A 21611-nucleotide genomic window follows, 5' to 3' on the forward strand; every position below is an offset into this window, starting at 1 on the left:
AAGGTAGCGTCAGGCACGTCGAGGTCTTCCAGATGAGGCGTGTAGGAACCTTCATCTTCGGGAGGCCTCGACCCCTATCCGGCGACCGACGCGCCGACCCCAACTACACCCTGGATCCTGAAGAGCCGGTTCACGGCCAGCTGTTTTTCCTGACCGGCCATAGAAGAGAACGAAAAGGCGCCCTCAGCTTGGGGCGCGTCCTGGCGGTAGCGAGGCCCTGGCAAATTGCCAGGGCCTCACTACCAGGTGAGCAAGATCAGGAGGCGATCATGCCATGCGGGTCGATGATGTACTTCTCCTGCGAGCCGTTGTCGAAGTCCGCGTAGGCCTGAGGAGCATCGTCAAGGCTGATGACCTTGGTCTGCAGCATGTCCGACAGGTACGGCATGCGGTCCCACAGGATCGCCTGCATCAACTCGTAGTTGTAATGCATGATCGGCGCCTGGCCAGCGGTGATCTTCGGGGACTTGATCCAGGCGTTGCCGAATTCAATCGGGTAGATGCCGTTCTGCTCGTCCTTGGACTCCGCCAGGGGGTCAGGCCCGTAGATGCCGATGATGCCGGTGGCGCCTCCCGCGCGGGTAACGTCGATCACCTGGTTGATCGCATAGGCCGGATCCTCTTTGTCCGCGTCCTTGCCGATGCCGTGAGCTTCGGTGCCGACGTAGTCCACGGCGCAGTCGACCATCGGCTCGCCAAGGATCTTTTCAATCTGGTCCTGCAGCGGGACATCCTCGTTGAGGTCAATGGTTTCGCAACCGTTGCGCTTCATCAGGGCCAAGCGATCCTTGTCATGGTCTCCGACGATGATGCAGGACGCCCCCAGCAGGCGCGCAGCTGCGGCGCCGCAACGGCCCACAGGGCCGGCCCCCGCGATGTAGACAGTGGACCCGGGCTTGGCGCCAGCCTCCATGAGGCCGTGGAAGGCAGTCGGGAGGATGTCAGAGAGAAGCGCCAGATCGCGGATCTTCTCCATGGCCTGGTCACGGTCCGGGAACTTCAGCAGCTGGAAGTCCGCATAGGGAACAAAGAGATACTCGGCCTGTCCGCCGTCCCAGCCGCCCAGGTTGAAGCCGTAGGCAGCGGAATCGGCGTCCGGGTTGCAGGTCTGGCAGACCTCGGTACGACCGTTGCGGCAGTTGCGGCAGCGGCCGCAAGCCACGTTGAAGGGAACCGAGACCAGGTCGCCTTCCTTCAGGAACTCGACGTCAGAGCCGATTTCCACGACTTCCCCGGTCATCTCATGCCCCATGACCATGCCTTCCGGGGCGGGGAAGGACCCGCGGTAGATGTGGAGGTCACTACCGCAGATGTTGGAAGCCACGATCTTCAGGACAACACCGTGGGGTGCCTTCTTGCCGTTGGGCATCTGGAGCTTCGGGAAGTCCAGATCCTCAACCTGCATGTTCTTCACGCCGCGCAAGACGACGGAACGGTTGCCTGCCATGTTCTTCACTCCTTCTTGAGTTCTCACACCGGGGCCCGGGGAGACTCGGTCCAGCCCCAGTCCTGAGGCTTGTCTAAGTGAACCACAAGTCTCTCACAGGCTAAATCGACCCCCAGGGGCCTCGTGGGGAGGGAAGCGTCCTGGACGAATCCGCGTTCCGGGGGGCTTGCCCAGGCTCGTAACGGTCGTGCAAAACCAAAAAGTACCGATGGGATCTCACAACCTATGCCTTACAGGTCAGAAGACCACCGTTCTAGGATGTAGGGGCACCCAGAAGATCCTCCCGCTTCTCCCTTCCCGGCATATGAACCCTGCGAACCCAGACATCCTCACCCCCTCCTCCTCAGCGTCCTGTTGTTGGTAAGTGGCTACCTCCTGGGCACGACCGTGTTGATCGCGGTGGCCCTCCCCCGGTACCTACGGGACCGAAGAGCTACGCGCATTTCCAACGATTTTTCCGATGATCGCCCAGGATTTGACACCACCTCGCCCAGGCCGTAGATTGATTATTAGTTGTTGAAGTTTCGTTTTTATGTTGAGCTTTGCCCGCCCACCTGGGCCGGTTGTTTTTCTGAAGAAACGTTTATGGCAAGCATCGCAACGCCTGAGCCCCTGAAATTCAGGGCACGCTCCCTTTCTGACAGAAAGACAGGTCTCACATGACTACTGGCACCGTTAAATGGTTCAACGCTGACAAGGGATTCGGCTTCATCGCCCCCGACGACGGCTCTGACGACGTCTTCGCACACTTCTCGGGCATCAACTCCGGCGGCTACCGTTCCTTGGACGAAGGCGCCAAGGTTGAGTTCGACGTCACGAACGGTGATCGCGGCCTCCAAGCCACGAACATCTCCGTTCTGTCCTGACCCACTTCGTGGCAGGTTGACCTGCGAGTAGGATCCCTACTCCCCGGTCGGCAAGTAGAGGCCCCTACCTGAATGGTGAGGGGCCTCTACTCATACCCCAGGTGAGGGAACTCACCAAAATTCCTGACTAAGGACATCAGCTCTGCGACTCGACCCAGCTCTGGAACACTTCATCCGCTCCAGCATGGACGGCGGGCCAACACAAGTCACGCTCTTCACCGGAGGGGCCACTATCCAGGGCGAGCTCATCCCGGTTTCTGAGTACCTGCAGGGGGTAAAAAGTAGCGTGATTAGCCGTTGCCCTGTTCAGTCCGATACTGCCTGGTCCCGTTCTCTGGGCTACAACGCTGAAAAAGCCCGTGCGTTCGAAGAAGAGGGTTCTTTGATTGATGGCGGATCTTTCCTTCATCTCTGCGGGGCGGGCTTGATCACGGCAAACGGTGGCTTGCTCTCTTTGCCGCAGGGCATGCCGGTCTCCTTGACCGCATCCAAAATCACTGGATGGGCCCCAGGTCTGCTGGTCACCGCAGCCTAGGGCACCTCTTCCACAGGCCCATTCCCGCAAGGAATCAGGACCCGTTTCGCCCCTCCCCTGCACGCTCTACCTTGCTCTCCCCGCATCTTGCTCCTAGGGGTGAGGTAGAGGCCCAAGTGCAGCGGTGGCATCTGCGTGCAGAAGTCTCTCTCGGGGTTTCAATTGGGGGTATATCAGGGGGCCTCATGACAAGGTGCCAAGAGGGGCCACATGTCCCTGCACGTTTTGGGTGGTTGCAAAGGGTGGAAAGACCCGGGGTATCAGGAGACCCTACGGTGGGGTGTCAGAATGGGTGTCATGACCACTCACGGTGACGCCCCCAGCAACGAAGCCCCTAGCCAGGAAGGGGTATCAGGGGGTTCCAGTGCGGTGTTCACGATGAAGGAAGCCGCCGATGTGGCAGGTGTCAGCGTGAGCACCCTCCGCCGACGACGCGCCGAGCTGGAAGAAGCGGGGGCCACCATCACTTCCGCCGGGTGGCAGGTGCCCATGACCGCACTTATCGCTGTGGGCCTCATCCACGGCGAGGGGTTCCGCCCCGCCCCACAGGCCAGACCATTGACGCCGTCTGCTCAACCCTCGGATGAAGCAGAGAGCACCGGGCGTCTGCTCGAGCGCGTCCGTGAGTTGGAAACTGAGGTCCAGGAATGGCGACGGCGCGCCGAAGTTGCTGAAGCACGAGCCGAAGAACGCCGCCGAGCTCTCGATGCCCTCCAGATCGCCAACGAAACCGAACGCATAGCGCTGCGGATGCTCACCGGGCAGAGCTCCCACACACCACAGGCTCCTACGGCTCCCGAGCCTGCTCGTGCCAGGCCGGCCGAGGAGCCGGAAGCATTCCCGGGACCCACCACACCCGTGACCTCTCAAGAGCCGCGCCGCGGGTTCTTTTCCCGCATCTTCTCGGCCTAAGAGCTTCCGCCGATAGGTGTGGTGGAGCGGTGGCATGAGACAGGCACGAGGCCTGGTAAACACGGATTTGTTGAGAATCAGTGTGTTGACGAGGAGCACTCGTGCCTGCCGTTCCATCGTGCATCATCGAACCCATCTGGGACCAGTTCCAGATGCTGATCCCTGCTGTGGCGGACGAGCATCCATTGGGTTGCCACCGGCCACGGATCCCGGACCGGGTGGTGTTCGACAAGCTGGTCCAGGTCCTCGTCCCCGGGGCCGCCTACGAGAGGATCTCCGACACGACGTGTTCGGCTACCACGATCCGCCGCCGGCGTGATGAGTGGATCGAGGCCGGAGCCTTAAAGGAGCTGGAACAGTTTTGTCTGGAGGGCTACGAGAAGATGGTCGGGCTCCAGCTGGAGAACTTGGCCGTGGACGGGTGCATCACCAAGGCCCCGTGCGGTGGCGAGGCCGCCGGGCGGTCACCGGTGGACCGCGGCAAGCAGGGCACGAAACGGTCGCTGCTGGTCGAGGGCGCCGGGATCCCGCTGGGTACCGTGGTGGCCCCGGCCAACCGCCACGACTCCCCGTTGCTGCGCCCGACGTTGGAGACGCTGTCCCGGTTCGGTTTCGACCTGCCGGAGCGGATCACCGTGCACCTGGACGCCGACTACGACTCGAAGGGCACCCGGGGGTTGCTCGCCGAGCTCGGCTGTGAAGCCAGGATCGCGGCCAAGGGCGTGCCCGCCCCGATCCAGAACACGTCCAGGTGGGTGGTGGAACGGACGAACTCCTGGCACAACCGCGGGTTCCAGAAGCTGGCCGTCTGCACCGAGAAACGTATCCGGGTAATCGAGGCGTTCATCGCCCTGGCCAACGCCATCATCATCACTCGCAGGCTCCTCCGCGAGGCCTGGACCACCCACCGCTAGGCCACCCGCCCGACCCGACGACCATGACCTAATGGCGGAACCTCTTGCTCATCCTCCACGGCCAGGCGCAGGTGGTCATCGCCCTACACGGATACCACAAGGCTTTGCCGCATGTTGGCAATGACCAGGCGCCGGTAACCAGTCGCGAGAAGATCGTCGCTTCCCACGGCGGACAGCGCACTTTTAGACACCTCCTGCGTTCGTCAAACGAAGCGGTCCGGGATCATTCCCGGTTTCAGCCCGGACCGCCGCGATCCGTCGACGACGTCGAGTGCTTCACCCTGGCCTGGATCGACAGGTACAACAGCGCCCGCCCGCACACCCGCCTCGGCAACGCCCCACCCGCCGAGTACGAGGCAGCGCACTGCGCTGAGCCCACCAAGTCATCGCGACCGGCAATGACACCTGCATAGACGTGGCATCAACGCGTAGATGTTTCAGTTTCTTCTGTGCTGGGGCTGTGTCAGGTGCTGGACCGGGTGTAGGCAGCGGCGCGCACCACATCTTCGTCCTCCAGTCCAGCTCCTAGTGCTCCGCCCACGGTGGCCAGGCTGGCGGTGAGCCAGCTGATCTTCGCGTAGTCCAAAGCGTTCACTGGGTGACCGGCGACACCGGCCAGTACCTGCTCGTCGATGAGCAGCAGCGCGCCGACCCAGGACAGGATGAATAAGACGAGGTAGAACACCACAACCCCGATGGCCACGGTCGCGGTGGTGGCCAAATTGAACAGGATCACCTGCTCACGTTGGGCTCGCCGCCGTGGGCGCTCCCACAAGTCGGCTCCCAGGATCAGGGTGGCACTCACCGCCCCGATCGCCATCACCGCCAGCAGGACCAGGCGCACCGGCCCGTAGGCCATGGCCAGTACCCATAGGTCCGAGGCCACCAATGTCAGCATGCCGGTGGCCGCTGCCACGACCAGCGCCCGGGAGAGCCGGGTCACGAAGGCCCAAGGCTGGTTGGCGCGGATCATGCCCAGCAGCAACCGCACGTTGCTGCTCAGCACTCGGGCCGTGAACTGCACGACGTTGTCATCCGGGCGTTCGTCGAGATCGGTGGACAGCTGGTGGGCTCTTCGAGCAAGATCCCGCTGGGCGTTGAGGTCTTCGGCGTCGTAGCCCAGGAGCTGCCCGACCACGTGCACGGTGGTCTCTTGCACCTTCTGCCGCACGTGCACGGCTCCCAGGGCTGGGACGGAGACCAGTCCCACCCCGTGCACGGGGCTGAGCTGGGTGAGCACCGGACGTCGGCCGGTCTTCAGGGGGATCTCGGTGAGCACCACGGCCAAATCCCAGTTCTCCTCCAGCACGCGGTTTCGGGCCGCCTCCAGCAGGTCCAAGGTCTCGGTGGGTGGATCGACCAGCCGGTCTTCGGCCATCTTCAGTTGCCAGCGCACTCCCGGATACCGCTGCACCAAAATCTCGCGCACCGAGGTGGTGACCTCGGGGCCGAGCACCGCACTCAGGGATGGTGAGACCACCAGGCCGATGAGCAGCTCGGCATCGGAAAGGGGTTCGGCAGGATCGGCGGTGGATCGGCAACGCTCAGCAGTCACCGCTCCATTGTGAGGCAACCACGGGCCGGATTGCCACTGGCTCGATGGAGCCCCCAAGGTTTCGTGCAGCACCGCGGGCCGGATTCGGTGGTCGCCTCGATCTCGGAAAGAGCGGTGCTGCTCACTGCGAAATCCTCTCCCCGCCGACGCCGCCAGCGCGAAGACATCACAGCCAGCGGGCCCGGGACCTGCCGGTGTCGAGGACGGCTTCTCGATGATGCTGCAGTGACGGATCGGTTGAAGTGCTTCGGCGGTGTGGGAGCAGTGATCAGCGTGGGGCCGGTCGATTCCGTTCGGACAGGTGATGCATCGACTGCCCAGCGGCAGGTGCGGTACTGATGCGGGGGTACCCGGTGCAGGGGTGTCAAGGCCCAGCTCCGAAGACGGCAAGCCGGGCACGTGAAAGGCGAATTATGGCCCGCCGCAACCCGAGCGGGAAGGCATGTGTGGCACGAGGCGCCGAAGACGGGCCGGGCGTTTACTGCAGAGATAAATATGCTTATCCTGGTAAGGTCTGCGACATTTTGTAAGGCCCTGAGAGTCCACTCCCGACCCAGGTGCCCGGCAACCCCGGGTGCAGGCCACCGTCCGGGTCGGATCGTCACCACGAACAGGAAACGATGAAAATGTCCCATCCCTCCCCTCTTCCACCTACTGCTTCGGCTCATTACCAGGTCCTGCGCACAGTGCCCTCCTATGACCAGGCTCAGCGCCTTGTCGATCGACTCTCCGACGCCGGGTTCCCGGTTGAGCACGTGCGCTTGGTCGGCACCGATCTGCGCCTGGTTGAGCAGGTCACCGGGCGGATGACCTACGGCAAGGCCGCCCTGTACGGGGCCGCCTCCGGGGCCTGGCTGGGATTGCTCATTGGCTTGCTGTTGGGTCTTTTCACGGTCGTGGGGTGGCTGTCGGTAATCCTGTGGGCGGTGCTCCTGGGCGCGGTGTGGGGGCTGATCTTCGGGTTGCTGGGTCACGCGGCCACCGGCGGGCGCCGGGACTTCAGTAGCGTCCAGGGCCTGGAGGCGTCCTCCTACGAGATCCTCGTGGAGGCCGAGTACGTCGAGGCGGCCACGGCCAAGCTCGACGCCAGCCATCCCACGACTTGACCGCCAAAGGCCCGGGCCCGGACCGGGTGCTGGCCCACGCCCGAGTAAGTGCTGAGGGCCGTGGCCCTCTGCGCTCCCCCGACACTCACCGCTGGGGCGGATTCAGGAGCGGATCTCGCCGGGAAGCAGGGTCGTCGGCGTGCCTGTGGTAAGAGCCGCCCAGCACGAGCCGGGCCACGAGCTTGTCGAACACCACCCGGTCCGGTATCCGCCGCCGGTGACACCCCAACGGATGGGTGTCGACCCGCGCAGGAATCAGGGCCTCGAACTGGACCCACAACGGCTCGATGAACGATGCTGGCACCGCAGGCACGGGACTCCTCGCGACGACGTAGATCTAGGCAATCCACATCGAAGCGGACATCCCGTGCCTGCGTCACATCCCCGACAAGCCGCGCCCTACCCACGCGACCTCTAAGACCAGCTACAGACCCCGTCCACGGTCCTCTCGGCCGGGGCCGGGGCGACGAAGGTGCTGCGCCTGCTCCAACGGATGAGGCGGGGCTACCCGCTGTTGCTGCTGAGGCTTCGGGGACTGTTTCCGGGGTGCCGGGTTGTCGAGCTTCACGAACTTGCGGATCTGCTTCCATGCCGCGCGGCGGGCCGCCACCACCTCCGCCTGTTGCTCCTGTTGCTGACGCACCGCGGCCACCGAGCGCTTACCGCGGCCCGCCGCGCGGCGCCGCGGCCCGCCGCGCGGCGCCGCGGCGCGGTCTGCAAACCGTGCTCCACCTCCAGGCGGGTGCACGCACTCTGAACCGCACGCCGGTCATTGCGACCGTGCCACACCGTCCCCTCGTCACTGACCCGGCACACCACCACATGCACGTGGTCATCGGCGTGACGGACCATCACCCACGGGTGCTCCGCGAACCCCATCGACTCCGCAAACGTCTGTCCTGCCTGCGCCCACTCCGCATCCGTCAACCGCCGATCCTCGACAGTGTTGTGCAAAGAGGCCTGCCAGACCGGTTTCGTAATCTCCGGGCGGGTGCGCATCGCCGCGCGCATCTCCTTCACCCACGCCTTCTCATCCGCATCCCCGGTCACGAACACGTTCCCGCCCACGACCACACCACCGGCATACCGGCCCCCGTTGCGTTCGTAGAAGTGCTCATTGGCGTGCCCCGGCCCATGCAGATAGGCACCAATGTTGCCCGGGTTCGACCCCCGGGTGATCTTCGCGATCACGGCAACGCCCTCCGTAACGCACCCAGCTGACCCGCCAAAGCCTCCACCGCCTCGTACAGCTGCGGGGTCGGGACCACCTGCCCCTGGTTCACCGCGCGCATCAACTGATTCAGATTCGACCCCACCCGCGCCAGATCCGCCCGGATCCTCGCCAACTCCTGCACCTCATCCGCCCCCGGGATGCCCGCCTCGAGCCGTTCCTGGACTCGTTCCCGAGCCCACACCGAGACCCGTTGCCCGCCGGCGGCCTGCGTCCACGCCTGGTGCTCAGCCTCGGTCAACGACATCGACACCCGCCGGGTCCGCGGTTCCACCGCCACCGGCCGCCCACCAGCACCCCGCATCCGAGGCAGCGGCGCTGTATCGGTTGGTTCCGGGTCCGGTGAGGGGAGGGGCTGCTCCTCGAGCAGCTCCTCCCACCGGTTCCCGGACCCCGACGGAACCGCGCCCGGCTGCTTCGAACGACGTGAGAACAAGCCCAACAGGACCACCCTTCCGAGACCCCGCCAAGGGGTCGAGACCAGCCCTCCGCAGGAGCAAGGGGATTGACCGGAACGGGAACACCTGGCAGCGAGGAACGAGCGGTGCGCCAGGTTTTCCGTTACGGACAATCATATCCAAAATCTCCGTTTCAGCGCCCCGACGAAGGAGGATCACAGCGCGCTGGAACGGGGGGCGTGGTGGTGTGCTGGTCCTGACCGACGCAGGAGGACAGAGCCAGGCCCAGGGCACCACCACGCATCGTCTGCAGCGCAGCGGAAGACGATCACGCCCTTGGGTCTCGACAGAGCAGGGGCAGCCCCGAGCTCCTAGGGCAATAACCGCATACCCCGGTAAACAAGGGTATTACCTATGATGGAGGATGTTCGATGCTTCACTTCACTCTTGGTCCCCGGCGCGAGCTGGATCCCGCCGTCGATGAGATGGAGCGCACATGGAACGGGTACGACCCGCAGGCCAGCCCACAGGCCCTGTACGACGTCAATCGCTCGTGCTGGGTGCTGGGCCGGCGCGCCGATCGGGAGAGCTACGCGCTCTTTTCTCATGACGGGAAAGTGGTTTTCGCCGTGGAGATCGATGAGATCGTTCCGACTCCTACACGACGGGCATTGACGGGGCACCCGTTGGCTCCGGGACATCCCGTCTACGACCAGTACGTAGGGAGAGATGCACCCATCAAGGGCCAGCGCAACCCGGTCGGGTACATCACTTCACCCCTCGATGAGCGCCTGTGCGAGTGCGGATGCGGCAAGGCCGTCGGTCGAGGTGACTTCCTGCCAGGCCACGATCAGAAAGCCATCCACGAGCGAATCTCCAAGGTAGGAACGGTCAAGCAGTTCATCGACTGGTTCGATGAGACCTACCCGAAGCCGGCACTCGCCTAGAGAGTGACTCACAAGGCGGGCAATGGAGCTCGCTTCGCTCACCCTCATTCTTTTCCTGCCCTCAGCTCTTCCTCATTTTGTTCTGTGGTGTTGTTTTTGACGGGGCCTACCGTCCAGCCTGGGAGTGAGAGAGGGAGCTGAAGAGCAGGGTGACCGCCCCCTTGCCAGTCGGCCACCCCGCAGATTTCTCAGTCCGCCCGGGCCATGCCCTCCACCGGGCTGAGCCTGGTGGCCCTGCGCACCGGCAGGGCGGAGGCGAGCACCGCCACCACCACGGCCCCGGCGAGGATCAGGAGGAAGCCTCCCCAGGGCACCACCGGTCGCACGGTCATGCCCTCTGTGAAGAGGGACATCACGCCCAGCACACCGAACAGCCACCCGGCCACGAGTCCGACCACTGCGGCCACCAGCGAGATCACGAGCGCCTCGAGCCGGATCAGGGCCCCGAGCTGGCGCTTGGACAGCCCCAGCGCCCGCAGCAGCGAGTTCTCCCGGGCCCGCTCCAGCACGGAGAGGGATGTGGTGGAGGCTATGCCCAGCACCGAGACCACCACGGCCACGGCAAGCAGAGCGAGCACCACGGTGAGCATGGTGTCCAGGACGGCCACGTAGCCGGCCTTCTCCATGAGGGCGCCGGTGAGCTGGGTGCTGCTCACATGCAGGACGTCCGCCACAGAGCGTCGCAGGTCCGTGGCCTGCTGCACGTTGAGGTACTGCGCAGCGTCGACGCTCGCGCTGGCTCCGTCAGGCAGGTTCCCGCCGGTCTGCACACCCAGCACGTTGGGCAGGGCCCCGAGGTCGTGGACCTGCTGCTGGCTGAGCTCACCCACCTGCGCCGGTACGGAGATGTCCACGGGCCGTTCCTGATCAAGCTGCTCAAGCAGGTTCACGCGGGCCACGTGCTCACCGGTCAGAACGGTGGAGACAAGCAGCACGCCGATCAGCAGGGCCGTGGCCGTGGTGCTCGTGCGGGTGGGGTAGCGCGCAGCGTTGGCGGCGGCCAGGCGGGAGGGGATCCCGCCGGGAAGTGCCTTCCCGGCCCCGCGCACCAGTGAGGGGATGTAGGCGCGGGAAGTCAGCACCACGCCGAGGAACGCCGCGAGACCACCGGCGATGCCCCACCCGGCACTGTGCTGGGTGGCACCGAAGACGAGCGCCGCGGCACCGGCGATCAGGACGACCGCCCCGAAGACCGTGCGCACCACGGGCAGCCCGTCCGCCGCCCGGGAACCGCGCAGCCCGTCCAGGGCGGAGGCGCCACGGGCACGCCGGGCCGGGCCCAGCGACGCGACGACGGTCAGCAGGACGCCGGTCACGAGACCCACGACGACATCCCGCGGGGTGAGCGTGAGCTTCAGCGACCCTGTGGAGACCACGGTGCGGGCAAGCACGACCAGGGCGGTGACCGCACCGACACCCAGCGCGGAGGAGACCACGCCCAGCACGAGGCCTTCCAGCAGCACCGCGCGGCGCAGCTGGGACCCGGTGGCCCCCACACACCGCAGCAGGGCGAGCTCGCGGGCACGCTGGGCGGTGAGCACGGAGAGGGTGTTCGTGACCACGAGCAGCGCCACCAGCACGGACAGCCCGGCGAACAGCGCCAGGAAGATGGCCAGCACGTCGGTGCCCTGGGACATGTCGTCCAGGAGGTCCTGCGCCATCTGGTCCGGAGTCTGCACCGTCAGCGCGGGCTGACCGCCCTGACCGGTGCCCAGGATCCGGTTGATCTCGGTGGCCAACTGGGCCAGCTGGTCCTCGTCCGGGGTGCCGTCCGTGCGCAGCAGGATCCCACCGCCCATGTCCATGCCCTCACCGGGAACGGTCTTGAGCCCGGCCGCCGTGACGTACCAGTCCGGCACGCCTCCGGAGGCGGTCTGGTCCGTGATGCCGCTGACCTTGTAGTCCGCGGTGGTGCCGTCCTCCGAACCGTACTGCTCCAGCTGGACGGTGTCCCCCACGCCCACGTTCATGGCCTTGGCGGTGTCCTCGGACACCGAGATCTGGTTCGCGGCGTCCGGGAAGGAGCCGTCCTTGAGGCCCGCCGGCACCAGGGAGGTGTCAGCAGGGAGGTCGTTGACCTGGGTGGCGCCGGTGTCCGTCCCGGAGGACTTCGCATGCACCATCTTGGTGGTGGGCGACCACGCGCTCTTCACGTCCGGCAGCGCCTCGATCGTCTGCAGCTGCTGCGCGTCCGCGATGGCGGGCGCCTGCTCGCTGTCCGGGGTGCTCACCACGGCGTCGGCGTTTTTGTAGGGTGCCGCGAGACTCGAGGCGAGGCTCGCGGAGAGGGTGCTCGCGAGGCCCAGTGCGGCGGTCATGAAGGCCGCGCACACCGCCACGCAGATCACCACGAGGACGTAGCGGCTCCACTGCTGCGTGAGCCGTGATCGAACCACGCGCAGCATCAGTTGGCCTCCTGGGCGTCGTCGGAGAAGATCTCACCGTCGCGCACACGCAGGACGCGGTCCGCGGCCTCGGCCACGGTGGCGTCGTGGGTGACGACGACGACGGTCTGGCCCAGGTCGTCCACGCACCGGCGCAGCAGGGCCAGCACCTCCAGGGACGTGGCCGAGTCCAGCGCGCCGGTGGGCTCGTCCGCAATCACGACGTCCGGCTGGGAGAGCAGGGCACGGGCGATCGCCACACGCTGCTGCTGACCGCCGGACATCTCGTCCGGACGGTGGTCCAGGCGCTCGGTGATGCCCAGGGTGGTGGCCAACGCGTCGAGGCGCTGGGTGTCCACCTTCTTGCCGGCCAGTGCCAGGGGCAGCTCGATATTCTGCCGGGCGGTGAGCGTGGGGACCAGGTTGAACGCCTGGAACACGAAGCCCACGTGGTCGCGGCGGAAGCGGGTCAGTTGGTCGTCGGAGAGCCCGGCGATGTCCTGGCCGCCCACCACGATCCGCGTCTCCGGGTGGCGGTCCGGGGAGTCCAGGCCGGCCAGGCAGTGCACGAGCGTGGACTTGCCGGAGCCGGAGGGACCCATCACGGCCACGAACGTGCCCGCGGGGATCTCCAGGCTCACGTCCCGCAGGGCCGCCACCTCGGTGCCCCCGGTCCCGTAGGTGCGGGAGACGTGCGCGGCGCTCACGGCGATGCGCCGCGGGGCGCTCGCGGCGGGCTGGGTGGTCTGGGCGGGCTGGCTGGTCTCGGACCAGGGCGGGTTGTCGTAGCGGGCGAGTGAGGGCTCAGGAGAAGTCATGACGTCATTGTGGTGCGCCGGATCCGCCCGTTCATCGAACGGGGGTACGAGCTTGCGCCCTGCGTGCCGTGGCGTGAGCCACAGCGCGCCCGCGGCTCTCATACCCGGGGATGAGGCCCGGACCCAGCCGGGCGGCGCCACACCCGTCGTGGCCGTGCCCCGCCCGGGACTCAGCCCGGCAGCACCACACCGGTTTCGTAGGCGATCACCACGGCCTGCACCCGATCCCGGGCCTGCAGCTTGGAGAGGATGTGGGACACGTGCGTCTTGACCGTGGGCTCGGAGAGGAAGAGCCGCTGCATGATCTCCGCGTTGGAGCACCCCGCGCCGATCAGCTCGAAGACCTCGCGCTCGCGCGAGGTGAGGCCCTGCAACCGCGGGTCCCGCCACGGATCGTTCCCGGCGCTCGTCACCACGCCGCCCGGACCCACCATCACGTCCGCGCCCGGCACCCCGGAGCCACCGGACGCCCCGGCACCGCCGGCCGCACCGCCTGAACCATCCGTGCCACCCGAACCGTCCCCGGGGGGCACAGCACCCGCGCTGCCGGAACGACCACCCGGGCCGTCGGCCGACTCGCACGTGGTGGCGACCGAGCGGCCCGCCCCCGAGACCAGGTGGGAGAGCAGCCTCCGCGTGGTGGACGGCGCGATCACCGCGTCCCCGCGCGCAACCGTGCGGACGGCGTCCAAGAGCTCCTCGGGGCGGGCATCCTTCAGCAGAAAACCACTCGCACCAGCCTGTATGCCTTCAAGTGCATACTCATCGAGGTCGAACGTGGTGAGCACGATGATCCGCACCTGCGGGGCGAGGGCGAGGATCTCGCGCGTGGCCTCGATCCCGTCCATCTGTGGCATCCGCACGTCCATGAGGATCACGTCCGGAGCCCCAGCCACGGCAAGCCCGGGGCGCACGGCGTCAACGGCCGCCACGCCGTCGCCCACGTCCCCCACCACGGTGAGGTCCGGTTGCGAGTCCACGAGCATGCGGAAGCCGCCGCGCACGAGCGGCTGGTCGTCCACGATGAGAACCCTCACGGGCGGCGCTGTCGTCATTTCTCCTCCCCGGGCAGGGTAACCCGGACGACGAACACGTCCGGACGATCGGGGTGCGGGCCCGCGGTGAGGGAGCCGCCATAGAGGTCCACACGTTCGCGCAACCCCTGCAGCCCGTAGCCCCCGCGGGGCGTTCGGCTGGTGCTCGCGGCGCCGTCGTTGGTGATCTCGGCCCAGGAACCGTCCGGGCGGTGCTCCACCACGATACGCACGGAGGAGGCCTGCCACGCGTGCTTCAGCACGTTGGTCAGGGCCTCCTGGGCCACCCGGTAGAGCGTGAGCTGCGCGCCGGCGGACAGGGCCGGCTCCCCGCTCACGCGATGCTCCACGGGCAGCCCGGCGTCCCGCACGGACGCCACCAGGTGCTCGATCTGCTCCAGCTGCGGCACCGGCGAGGTCCCCGTGGCGTCCTCGGTGCGCAGCACGCCCAGCAGTCTGCGCATCTCGGTGAGCGAGCCGCGTGCGGTGTCCGCGATGGTGCCGAGGGTCGCCACGGCCACGCCGGGGTCCGACGCCGCCGCGTACCGCGCGCCGTCCGCCTGGGCGACCACCACGGACAGGGAGTGGGCGACGACGTCGTGCATCTCCCGGGCAATCCTTGCCCGCTCGTCCTGGGCCGCCATCCGCACCTCCTGCTCTCGCTCGATCTCGAGCCTGCGGGCACGGTCCTCGAGCTGCTCGCGCCGCTGCCGCCGGCCCCGGGCGAGGTCTCCCGCGAGGTACGCCACCGTGATGCAGGCCGCGGAGCTGACACCGAACATCGTGCCCACGATCGCCCACTCGGCCGTGGAGTAGTTCTCGGGGAGGAACAGGAACCAGTGGTTGCTGCGCCACCCCAGCACCGCGCTGCCCAGCAGGGCCGCGAGGTAGACGCCGCGCCGGGCCCGCCGGGGCGAGCGGATGGCGGCGGTGTAGACCACGCACGGCACGGACCACAGGCACAGACCCACGGGAGCCACGTTGAACGCGAGCAGGCTCAGCAGCACGAGTGCCCCGTGGAGGTACGCCACCACCGTGGGTGCGGCCCGGCGGAAGAACAGTGGCAGCCAGCACACGAGCATGCACCACCAGGTCACCCCGTCCCACAGCGCGGACACCGTGAAGAAGATCGTGACAAAGCCGCCCACGAGCACCAGCAGGGCATTGCTGATGTGAGGGTGGTTCTCGATCCACTGGGCCAGTCTGAGGTGCAGAACCATCACCGCAGCACACTATCCGGCGGGGAGCCCGCACCACGTCGTCGTCGGCCCACGAGAAATTTGCAGTAACTGCACCAACACGGTTACTCTCAGACCGTGATCGGGCCATGCACGCACAGCGGGAGAACACAGGACGGACGGGGCACACGCCGCACCGCCACGCGCCGGGACATCCTCGCCGCGGCGGAGGAGCTGGTGCTGGAGAACGGTCTCGCCGGGCTGCGCACCAAGGACCTCGTGCGCCGCGCGGGCGTCTCGGAGCGCACCGTGTTCAACCACTTCGACAGCATCGAGGACACCGCGCTCACGCGCATCGAGGAGTACCTCACCCCCCTGTTCTCCGGCCTGGACGTCCCCGCGGACACCCCCGTGGCGGAGCTTCCCACGGCCGTCCGTGACCGCGTCCTCATCCGCCTCGCCACGCCAGCCGGGCTGGAGTGCCTCACCGGTTTCGTCCATCTGGCCGCCGCTCTCGCACCGGACTCCGGCGAGATCCTGACCCGTCACGTGGTCCTCACGCTCACCAGCATGGGGAGCCTCGCGAGTTCCGAGGTGGAAGCGGAGCATCCGCAGCTCTCCCTGGAGCAGCAGATGCGCCTGCGGCTCTACCTGACCAACCTGGCCCTGGGCCTGGGCCTGGGCCTGGCACGCCCCGCACTCCACCACCTGCCCCGCGAAACCTTGACCCCATTGGAGGTCAAGGACCGCATCCCACCGGCGGAAGAGCTCGTCCCCCACATCGAGTGGGCCTTCCAGCAGGTGGATGCCGGGCTGCCGCAGCTGTAACGCGTCCAACGCACCCCATTCCACCGGCGGGGCCGCAAGGGCCCGCCGACCCGCTCCCGAGACCGAATAAGTGAGTTATGGCGACATTCCTGTACAGAATCGGCGGCTTCGCCGCCCGTAGGGCCTGGGTGGTCATCACCGCCTGGCTCGTCATCCTGCTAGCCCTGGGGGGCGCTTTCTTCGCGTTCAAGGGCGAGCTGAGCAACAGCATCACGATCCCCGGGACCAAGGCTGCCCAGGTCCAGGACGACCTCGCCGGCGCGTTCGACGTCAACGCGGACGCCGGGGTGGGTCAGGCCATCGTCTCCACCACGGACGGCAGCAAGATTACCGAGCAGCAGCAGAAGGCGGTGGCCGCCGCGCTGAAGAAGGTGGACGGCATCGACGGGGTGGACTCCACCACGGACCCGTTCTCGCAGCAGAAGCAGGTGGACGACGCCCGAAAACAGCTCGAGGACGGCCGCTCCCAGCTCGAGCAGGGCGAGAAGCAGCTGGCGGGCGCACAGCAGCAGATCGACGCCGCCCGCTCCAAGATCCCGGCCAACGCCCCGGCCTCGGCCACGCAGCAGATCGACCAGCAGCAGGCGCAGCTGGACGAGCAGAAGAAGAAGATCGACGAGCAGAAGCCGGAGCTCGAGCGCAACGAGAAGAAGCTCGATCTCACGAGCGAGTACGGCTCGATCTCCGAGGACGGCACCACCGCGCTGACGGGTGTCACGTTCGAGCACGAGATCAACGAGGTCTCCTCGGACACCCTCGCGGAAGTCCGCTCCGCGTTCGAGGACACGGACCTGCACGGACTGGACGTGCAGTTCGACCAGAACCTCGAGGGCATGACCGAGATGGGCGTGACCTCCGAGATCATCGGCATGGTGATCGCCCTGATCATCCTGCTCATCATGCTCGGCACGTTCGTGGCGGCCGGACTTCCCGTGCTCATGGCGCTCGTGGGCGTGGGCGCGGCCTACCTGGGGGCGTTCGCGCTCTCGGACGTGGTGGACATGAACTCCACCACCCCCGCACTGGGCTCCATGCTGGGCCTCGCGGTGGGCATCGATTACTCCCTGTTCATCCTCAACCGCCACCGCAACAACCTGCGCCGCGGCATGGGCATGCACGAGTCCATCGCGCTGGCCACGGGCACCAGCGGCAACGCCGTGCTCTTCGCCGGCACCACCGTGGTGATCGCGCTGCTGGCCCTGAACGTGGTGGGCATCCCGTTCCTGTCTGTGATGGGCAACGTGGCCGCGTTCGCCGTGGTCATGGCCGTGGTGGTCGCCGTGACGCTGACCCCGGCCATGCTGTCCCTGATCGGGCGCCGGGTCATGCCGCGACGCCGCTGGGACGCCATCCAGCGCCGCGCGCAGCTGCGCCGTGACGCCGCCGAGATCGTGGGCGAGGACGAGCAGCACACCGCAGACCGAGCCCACGCCCTGACCGCCGAGCGGGACACCACCCCGCGCGGTTGGCTCAAGGTGGTGCTCGCCAAGCCGGTGCTGACCATCCTGGCCACTGTGGCCGTGCTCGGGATCATCGCCGTCCCCATGACCCAGCTGCGGCTGGGCCTTCCGGACGGCAGCAGCCAGAGCGCGGACTCCGGCGCGTACAAGACGTACAAGATCGTGGAGGACAAGTTCGGCGCGGGCCGCAACGGCACCGTCGTCGCCGCCGCCTACCTCCCGGAAGGCACCACCGAGGAGCAGGCCGAGGACCTGCAGGTGGACCTGGGTGAGCAGCTGCGCGAGCAGGACCACGTCTCCGCCGTGGTGCCCGCGGCGATCAGCAAGGACCACTCCATGCTGCTGTACCAGATCATCCCGGACGAGGGCCCCAGCGCCGAGTCCACCACCGATCTGGTCAACAGCCTGCGAGACCTGCGCCTGGACACCCCCGAGGGGGAGGCGAGCTTCGGCGTCACGGGTCAGACGGCCATGAACATCGACATCTCAGAGAACCTCTTCAAGGTGCTGCCGGTGTACCTGGCGATCGTGGTGGGGCTGTCCCTGATCGTGCTGATCCTGGTCTTCCGCTCCATCTGGGTGCCCCTGTCGGCCACCATCGGCTTCCTGTTCTCCCTGCTCGCGGCCTTCGGCGCCACCGTGGCCGTGTTCCAGTGGGGCTGGCTGGGTGATCTGTTCAACATCACGGAGCCCGGGCCCATCCTGAGCTTCCTGCCCATCCTGGCGGTCGGGATCCTCTTCGGGCTGGCCATGGACTACCAGATGTTCCTGGTCTCGGCCATGCGCGAGGCGTACAGCCACGGCCGGGACGGGAAGACCGCGGTGGTCGTGGGCTTCAACCACAGCGCCCGGGTGGTCGTGGCCGCCGCGCTCATCATGACCGGTGTGTTCATGGGATTCGTGTTCAGCGGGGACCCGATGATCGCCTCGATCGGCTTCGTGCTTTCCGCGGGCGTGCTCTTCGACGCCTTCGTGGTGCGCATGACGCTCATCCCGGCGCTGATGCACCTCATGGGCGCGAAGGCCTGGTGGTTCCCGAAGTGGGCGGAGCGGATCGTCCCGGACGTGGACGTGGAGGGTGCCTCCCTGGAGCGCCCTGCGCACCCCTCCTACCCTGCGCAGCCCACCCAGTGAGTTCGGCGCCTCGCGAACCGGCCGTCGCCCCGCTCAGCGGGGCGACGGCCGGTTCGCGTCAGGCCGCGGTGCCCGGCTCCGGCTTGCTGGTGGCGTCCCGGACCTCGCCCACGAGCTCCTCGAGGACGTCCTCGAGGGCCACGATGAACACCGACTCGTCGGAAGTGCGGGAGTCCCGTGCCACTTCACCCAGCAGCGCGAAGTGCGCGCCCTTGGCCTGCATGGTGCGGGTGACCTTGCGCAGCTTGTCCTCGGGGGCCACGCGGGCGAAGCGCCTCACGATGGCCGGGGGGATCGACTGCTCGCGCGCCGTCTCCGGCAGGCCCAGCACGTCCTTGGTGTGGATGTAGCCCATGAGCCGCTCGTCCGCGTCCCGCACGGGGAAGCGCGAGTAGCCCGTCTCCGCGCACAGCTCCTCGACACCCGCCACGGTGATGTCGAACGGTACGGTACGCATGCCGGTCAGGGGCAGGGCCACGTCCGCCGCCGTCTTGTTCTCGAAGTTCAGGGCGCCGGTGAGCAGCCGGATCTCGTCGTTGTCCAGCAGCCCCTCGCGCCCGGACTCCGCCACGAACCCGCGCACGTCGTCGGAGGTGAACGCGGAGGCCACCTCGTCCTTGGGCTCCACCTTGAACAGCCAGCGCACCAGGTGGTTGGCCGTCTCGTTCATGACCCAGATGGTGGGGCGGAAGACCACCACGAAGCCGTGCAGCACGGGGCCGAGCACCTGTGCCACGCGGCTGGGGACCGCGATGGCGATGTTCTTGGGCACCATCTCGCCCAGGATCATGTGCAGGAAGGTCACGATCAGCAGCGCGATGACCAGGGCGATCGGGTGCAGCAGCGCCTCGGGGACGCCCACCGCCTCCATGGGGACCTCGATCAGGTGAGCGATCGCGGGCTCGCCCACGGCGCCGATCAGCAGCGAGCACGCGGTGATGCCGAGCTGGGTGGCGGCCAGGGACGTGGAGACGTTCTCAATGCCCTTCAGGGCATACTTCGCGGAGCTGGAGCCCCGCGCAGCCAGCGGTTCCAGCTGGTCGCGGCGGGCCGAGACCACGGCGAACTCGCTCGCCACGAAGAACGCGTTCCCCGCGAGCAGCAGGATCAGGATGATGATGGCTGTGCTGGTGGTCATCGTTGCTCCTCCCCGGGATCCACGTCCGACACGTCCTCGTCACGGTGGAAGCCAGGGGCTCCCCTGTTCTCACCCTGCGAGAGGCGGAACTCCTCCGCCGTCTCGGGCTCCCGGTTGTCCCCGCCCAGCGGGTCCGGCCTGCCGGGCGGCTGCCACGCCGTCGACGTCGTGGAGCCGCCGCGCTCGTCCGGATTCCCGCCCACGCGGTGCACCAGGATGCGGTCCACGCGGTGCTGGTCCATGCGCATGACGTCCATGCGTATCTCGGCCTCGGTGGGGAGGTCGTCGTCGTCGCGGTGGAAGTGGTCCACGGCCTCCACGGTGAGGGTGTCTCCCACCCGGGGCAGCCGGTCCAGCTCCTCAGCCATGAGACCGCCCAGCGTGTCCGACTCCTCGCCCTCGGGCATGTCGACGCGCAGCACGTCGCCCAGCTCGTCCGGGCGCAGAAGCCCGGAGACCACCAGGCCGCCGTCGCGCGTGCGGCGGAAGCGCTGCACGCGGGTGTCCTGCTCGTCGTCGATCTCGCCCACGATCTCCTCGATGAGGTCCTCCAGTGTGACGATCCCGGCGGTGCCGCCGTACTCGTCCACCACCACGGCCATCTGCAGGCCCTTCACGCGCAGCTGGCGCATCAGCGGGTCAAGGGTCATGGACTCGGAGACCACGTCCGCAGGGACGCACACATCCGCGACCCGCACGACCCCCCGCTCGTCGAACGGCACCGCGAGCGCGTGGGTGTAGTGCACCACGCCCACGATGTCGTCCACGGTCTCGCCCGTGACCGGGAAGCGAGAGTGCCCGGTCTCCGATGCCGTGAGCAGCATGTGCTTCACAGTGTCCTCGGCGTTCAGGAAGGTGACGCGGGGACGGGGCCGCATGACGTCCGCCGCGGTGCGCTCGCCGAACTCGATGGAGCGGGCCACGAGCTCGGCGGTGCCGGCGTCCAGGGTACCCTCGCGCCCGGAACGGCTCACCACGGAGGCAAGCTCCTCCGCCGTGCGGGCGTTGGCCACCTCCTCGGTGGGGGTGAAGCCCAGCGCCTTGAGCACCAAGTTCGCGGAGCTGTTGAGCATGGACACGAGCCAGCCGAAGACCGTCATGAAGAACTTCTGCGGGAGCACCACGGCGTGGGTCACGCGCATGGGGTCCGCGATGGCCCAGTTCTTGGGAACGAGCTCGCCGAACACCATCTGGCTGAAGGTGGCCACGATGAACGCGGCGACCGTGGCAACTCCTACCGCCACGGCGTCGGGAACGCCCGCCCAGCCGAGGCCCTCGGCGAAGAGGGTTCCCAGGCTCGGCCCGGTGATGTAACCCGACATGAGGCTCGTGACCGTGATGCCCAGCTGGGCGCCCGAGAGGTTGGTGGAGGTCTTCTTGAGGCTCTCCTCGATCACGACGGCGCGCTTGTCACCGGCCTGCTCCGCCCGCTGGACGGCTTGGCGATCCACGGTGAGGAAGGCGAACTCGACGGCCACGAAGAGGCCGTTGGCGAGGACCAGGAGGATGAAGACGAGCAGCAGGAGCCAGGCGCTCAGCACTGGGTCACCCCGCTCGAGGCCCTGCTCAGCAGGAGGGAGGACGAGGGGTCTGTGGGGAGGGGATCAGGGGAGCAGCGGCGCTGCCCGGGACTGTCCGACTCCTTGTCGTCGGCCGAGGCGAGCGCACCGAGGTACGCCGCGGGCCGGTTGTGGTGAGATGTCACGAGAACAGGATACCGAATCCA

At 67.2% G+C, this 21611-nt stretch carries 20 protein-coding genes and 1 pseudogene; 9 read left to right on the forward strand and 12 right to left on the reverse strand.

Annotated elements, in window-relative coordinates; translation table 11 throughout:
- Positions 1-256 precede the first annotated feature (256 nt).
- On the reverse strand, positions 257-1447 hold the full coding sequence (locus ABD264_RS08525; protein WP_144942958.1) for an alcohol dehydrogenase catalytic domain-containing protein: 1191 nt from the start codon (positions 1445-1447) through the stop codon (positions 257-259).
- 659 nt (positions 1448-2106) lie between these two features.
- Between ABD264_RS08525 and ABD264_RS08530 the strand changes: the two genes are divergently transcribed.
- The 5 genes from ABD264_RS08530 to ABD264_RS12460 all read left to right on the forward strand — a co-directional run bounded on the left by ABD264_RS08530 (position 2107) and on the right by ABD264_RS12460 (position 5087).
- The gene (locus tag ABD264_RS08530) at positions 2107-2313 is read left to right on the forward strand and encodes a cold-shock protein (protein ID WP_121846641.1); all 207 of its coding nucleotides are present in this window, start codon (positions 2107-2109) and stop codon (positions 2311-2313) included.
- A gap of 184 nt (positions 2314-2497) precedes the next feature.
- Positions 2498-2848 (forward strand): hypothetical protein, encoded by a 351-nt coding sequence (locus ABD264_RS08535; RefSeq protein WP_179229833.1) that lies wholly within the window; start codon positions 2498-2500, stop codon positions 2846-2848.
- A gap of 297 nt (positions 2849-3145) precedes the next feature.
- Positions 3146-3760 (forward strand): hypothetical protein, encoded by a 615-nt coding sequence (locus ABD264_RS08540; protein WP_344205483.1) that lies wholly within the window; start codon positions 3146-3148, stop codon positions 3758-3760.
- Between the two features lie 101 nt (positions 3761-3861).
- On the forward strand, positions 3862-4674 hold the full coding sequence (locus ABD264_RS08545; protein ID WP_290498895.1) for an IS5 family transposase: 813 nt from the start codon (positions 3862-3864) through the stop codon (positions 4672-4674).
- 71 nt (positions 4675-4745) lie between these two features.
- Positions 4746-5087, forward strand: coding sequence for an integrase core domain-containing protein (locus ABD264_RS12460; RefSeq protein ID WP_161971385.1), 342 nt, complete (start codon positions 4746-4748; stop codon positions 5085-5087).
- Between the two features lie 50 nt (positions 5088-5137).
- On the opposite strand, the gene ABD264_RS08550 is transcribed toward ABD264_RS12460, so the two are convergent.
- Positions 5138-6229: a hypothetical protein gene (locus tag ABD264_RS08550; protein WP_094393350.1), complete on the reverse strand. Its 1092-nt coding sequence runs from the start codon at positions 6227-6229 to the stop codon at positions 5138-5140.
- A 626-nt stretch (positions 6230-6855) separates the two neighbouring features.
- Between ABD264_RS08550 and ABD264_RS08555 the strand changes: the two genes are divergently transcribed.
- Positions 6856-7335, forward strand: a complete 480-nt coding sequence (locus ABD264_RS08555) for a YflT domain-containing protein (RefSeq protein WP_344205628.1) — start codon at positions 6856-6858, stop codon at positions 7333-7335.
- Positions 7336-7456: 121 nt separating this feature from the next.
- Here ABD264_RS08555 and ABD264_RS08560 read toward each other — a convergent pair.
- The 3 genes and pseudogenes from ABD264_RS08560 to mobC all read right to left on the reverse strand — a co-directional run.
- Positions 7457-7648, reverse strand: a pseudogene (locus ABD264_RS08560) (IS5/IS1182 family transposase); the annotation flags it as partial.
- 251 nt (positions 7649-7899) lie between these two features.
- Positions 7900-8526: a relaxase/mobilization nuclease domain-containing protein gene (locus ABD264_RS08565; RefSeq protein ID WP_344205487.1), complete on the reverse strand. Its 627-nt coding sequence runs from the start codon at positions 8524-8526 to the stop codon at positions 7900-7902.
- Positions 8523-8813, reverse strand: coding sequence for a plasmid mobilization relaxosome protein MobC (mobC, locus tag ABD264_RS08570; RefSeq protein WP_344205489.1), 291 nt, complete (start codon positions 8811-8813; stop codon positions 8523-8525). The genes ABD264_RS08565 and mobC overlap by 4 nt, the downstream gene beginning before the upstream one ends.
- Positions 8814-9395: 582 nt before the next feature.
- Between mobC and ABD264_RS08575 the strand changes: the two genes are divergently transcribed.
- Complete coding sequence (locus ABD264_RS08575) at positions 9396-9911, forward strand: hypothetical protein (protein WP_055085972.1); 516 nt, start codon at positions 9396-9398, stop codon at positions 9909-9911.
- A gap of 188 nt (positions 9912-10099) precedes the next feature.
- On the opposite strand, the gene ABD264_RS08580 is transcribed toward ABD264_RS08575, so the two are convergent.
- The 4 genes from ABD264_RS08580 to ABD264_RS08595 all read right to left on the reverse strand — a co-directional run bounded on the left by ABD264_RS08580 (position 10100) and on the right by ABD264_RS08595 (position 15367).
- The gene (locus ABD264_RS08580) at positions 10100-12316 is read right to left on the reverse strand and encodes an FtsX-like permease family protein (protein WP_344205492.1); all 2217 of its coding nucleotides are present in this window, start codon (positions 12314-12316) and stop codon (positions 10100-10102) included.
- Positions 12316-13113, reverse strand: a complete 798-nt coding sequence (locus tag ABD264_RS08585) for an ABC transporter ATP-binding protein (RefSeq protein WP_238694030.1) — start codon at positions 13111-13113, stop codon at positions 12316-12318. Before ABD264_RS08585 ends, ABD264_RS08580 begins: the two co-directional genes overlap by 1 nt.
- A 170-nt stretch (positions 13114-13283) precedes the next feature.
- On the reverse strand, positions 13284-14168 hold the full coding sequence (locus tag ABD264_RS08590; protein ID WP_344205495.1) for a response regulator transcription factor: 885 nt from the start codon (positions 14166-14168) through the stop codon (positions 13284-13286).
- Complete coding sequence (locus ABD264_RS08595) at positions 14165-15367, reverse strand: sensor histidine kinase (protein ID WP_344205630.1); 1203 nt, start codon at positions 15365-15367, stop codon at positions 14165-14167. Before ABD264_RS08595 ends, ABD264_RS08590 begins: the two co-directional genes overlap by 4 nt.
- 96 nt (positions 15368-15463) lie before the next feature.
- On the opposite strand from ABD264_RS08595, the gene ABD264_RS08600 reads away from it, so the two are divergent.
- Positions 15464-16153 (forward strand): TetR/AcrR family transcriptional regulator, encoded by a 690-nt coding sequence (locus ABD264_RS08600; RefSeq protein ID WP_094393343.1) that lies wholly within the window; start codon positions 15464-15466, stop codon positions 16151-16153.
- A 77-nt stretch (positions 16154-16230) separates the two neighbouring features.
- Positions 16231-18747, forward strand: coding sequence for an MMPL family transporter (locus ABD264_RS08605; protein ID WP_344205498.1), 2517 nt, complete (start codon positions 16231-16233; stop codon positions 18745-18747).
- Between the two features lie 58 nt (positions 18748-18805).
- On the opposite strand, the gene ABD264_RS08610 is transcribed toward ABD264_RS08605, so the two are convergent.
- The 3 genes from ABD264_RS08610 to ABD264_RS08620 are packed head-to-tail and all read right to left on the reverse strand — an operon-like array spanning position 18806 to position 21590.
- Entirely contained in the window at positions 18806-19885 is a 1080-nt protein-coding gene (locus ABD264_RS08610; protein WP_055085960.1) for a hemolysin family protein, read from the reverse strand.
- Positions 19882-21426, reverse strand: coding sequence for a hemolysin family protein (locus ABD264_RS08615; RefSeq protein ID WP_055085958.1), 1545 nt, complete (start codon positions 21424-21426; stop codon positions 19882-19884). Before ABD264_RS08615 ends, ABD264_RS08610 begins: the two co-directional genes overlap by 4 nt.
- Positions 21420-21590, reverse strand: a complete 171-nt coding sequence (locus ABD264_RS08620; protein WP_344205500.1) for a hypothetical protein — start codon at positions 21588-21590, stop codon at positions 21420-21422. The genes ABD264_RS08615 and ABD264_RS08620 overlap by 7 nt, the downstream gene beginning before the upstream one ends.
- Positions 21591-21611: the final 21 nt, after the last annotated feature.

Source organism: Kocuria salsicia, from assembly GCF_039532055.1.
Classification (GTDB): domain Bacteria; phylum Actinomycetota; class Actinomycetes; order Actinomycetales; family Micrococcaceae; genus Kocuria; species Kocuria salsicia.

What these genes read in the sequence shown, in the direction of transcription:
- ABD264_RS08580 (WP_344205492.1), bottom strand. Translation starts at nt 12,316, where the DNA reads ATGCTGCGCGTGGTTCGATCACGGCTCACGCAGCAGTGGAGCCGCTAC.
- ABD264_RS08535 (WP_179229833.1), top strand. Translation starts at nt 2,498, where the DNA reads ATGGACGGCGGGCCAACACAAGTCACGCTCTTCACCGGAGGGGCCACT.
- ABD264_RS08610 (WP_055085960.1), bottom strand. Translation starts at nt 19,885, where the DNA reads ATGACCACCAGCACAGCCATCATCATCCTGATCCTGCTGCTCGCGGGG.
- ABD264_RS08605 (WP_344205498.1), top strand. Translation starts at nt 16,231, where the DNA reads ATGGCGACATTCCTGTACAGAATCGGCGGCTTCGCCGCCCGTAGGGCC.
- mobC (WP_344205489.1), bottom strand. Translation starts at nt 8,813, where the DNA reads ATGTCGTTGACCGAGGCTGAGCACCAGGCGTGGACGCAGGCCGCCGGC.
- ABD264_RS08585 (WP_238694030.1), bottom strand. Translation starts at nt 13,113, where the DNA reads ATGACTTCTCCTGAGCCCTCACTCGCCCGCTACGACAACCCGCCCTGG.
- ABD264_RS08590 (WP_344205495.1), bottom strand. Translation starts at nt 14,168, where the DNA reads ATGACGACAGCGCCGCCCGTGAGGGTTCTCATCGTGGACGACCAGCCG.
- ABD264_RS08575 (WP_055085972.1), top strand. Translation starts at nt 9,396, where the DNA reads ATGCTTCACTTCACTCTTGGTCCCCGGCGCGAGCTGGATCCCGCCGTC.
- ABD264_RS08555 (WP_344205628.1), top strand. Translation starts at nt 6,856, where the DNA reads ATGTCCCATCCCTCCCCTCTTCCACCTACTGCTTCGGCTCATTACCAG.
- ABD264_RS08525 (WP_144942958.1), bottom strand. Translation starts at nt 1,447, where the DNA reads ATGGCAGGCAACCGTTCCGTCGTCTTGCGCGGCGTGAAGAACATGCAG.
- ABD264_RS08530 (WP_121846641.1), top strand. Translation starts at nt 2,107, where the DNA reads ATGACTACTGGCACCGTTAAATGGTTCAACGCTGACAAGGGATTCGGC.
- ABD264_RS08595 (WP_344205630.1), bottom strand. Translation starts at nt 15,367, where the DNA reads ATGGTTCTGCACCTCAGACTGGCCCAGTGGATCGAGAACCACCCTCAC.
- ABD264_RS08540 (WP_344205483.1), top strand. Translation starts at nt 3,146, where the DNA reads ATGACCACTCACGGTGACGCCCCCAGCAACGAAGCCCCTAGCCAGGAA.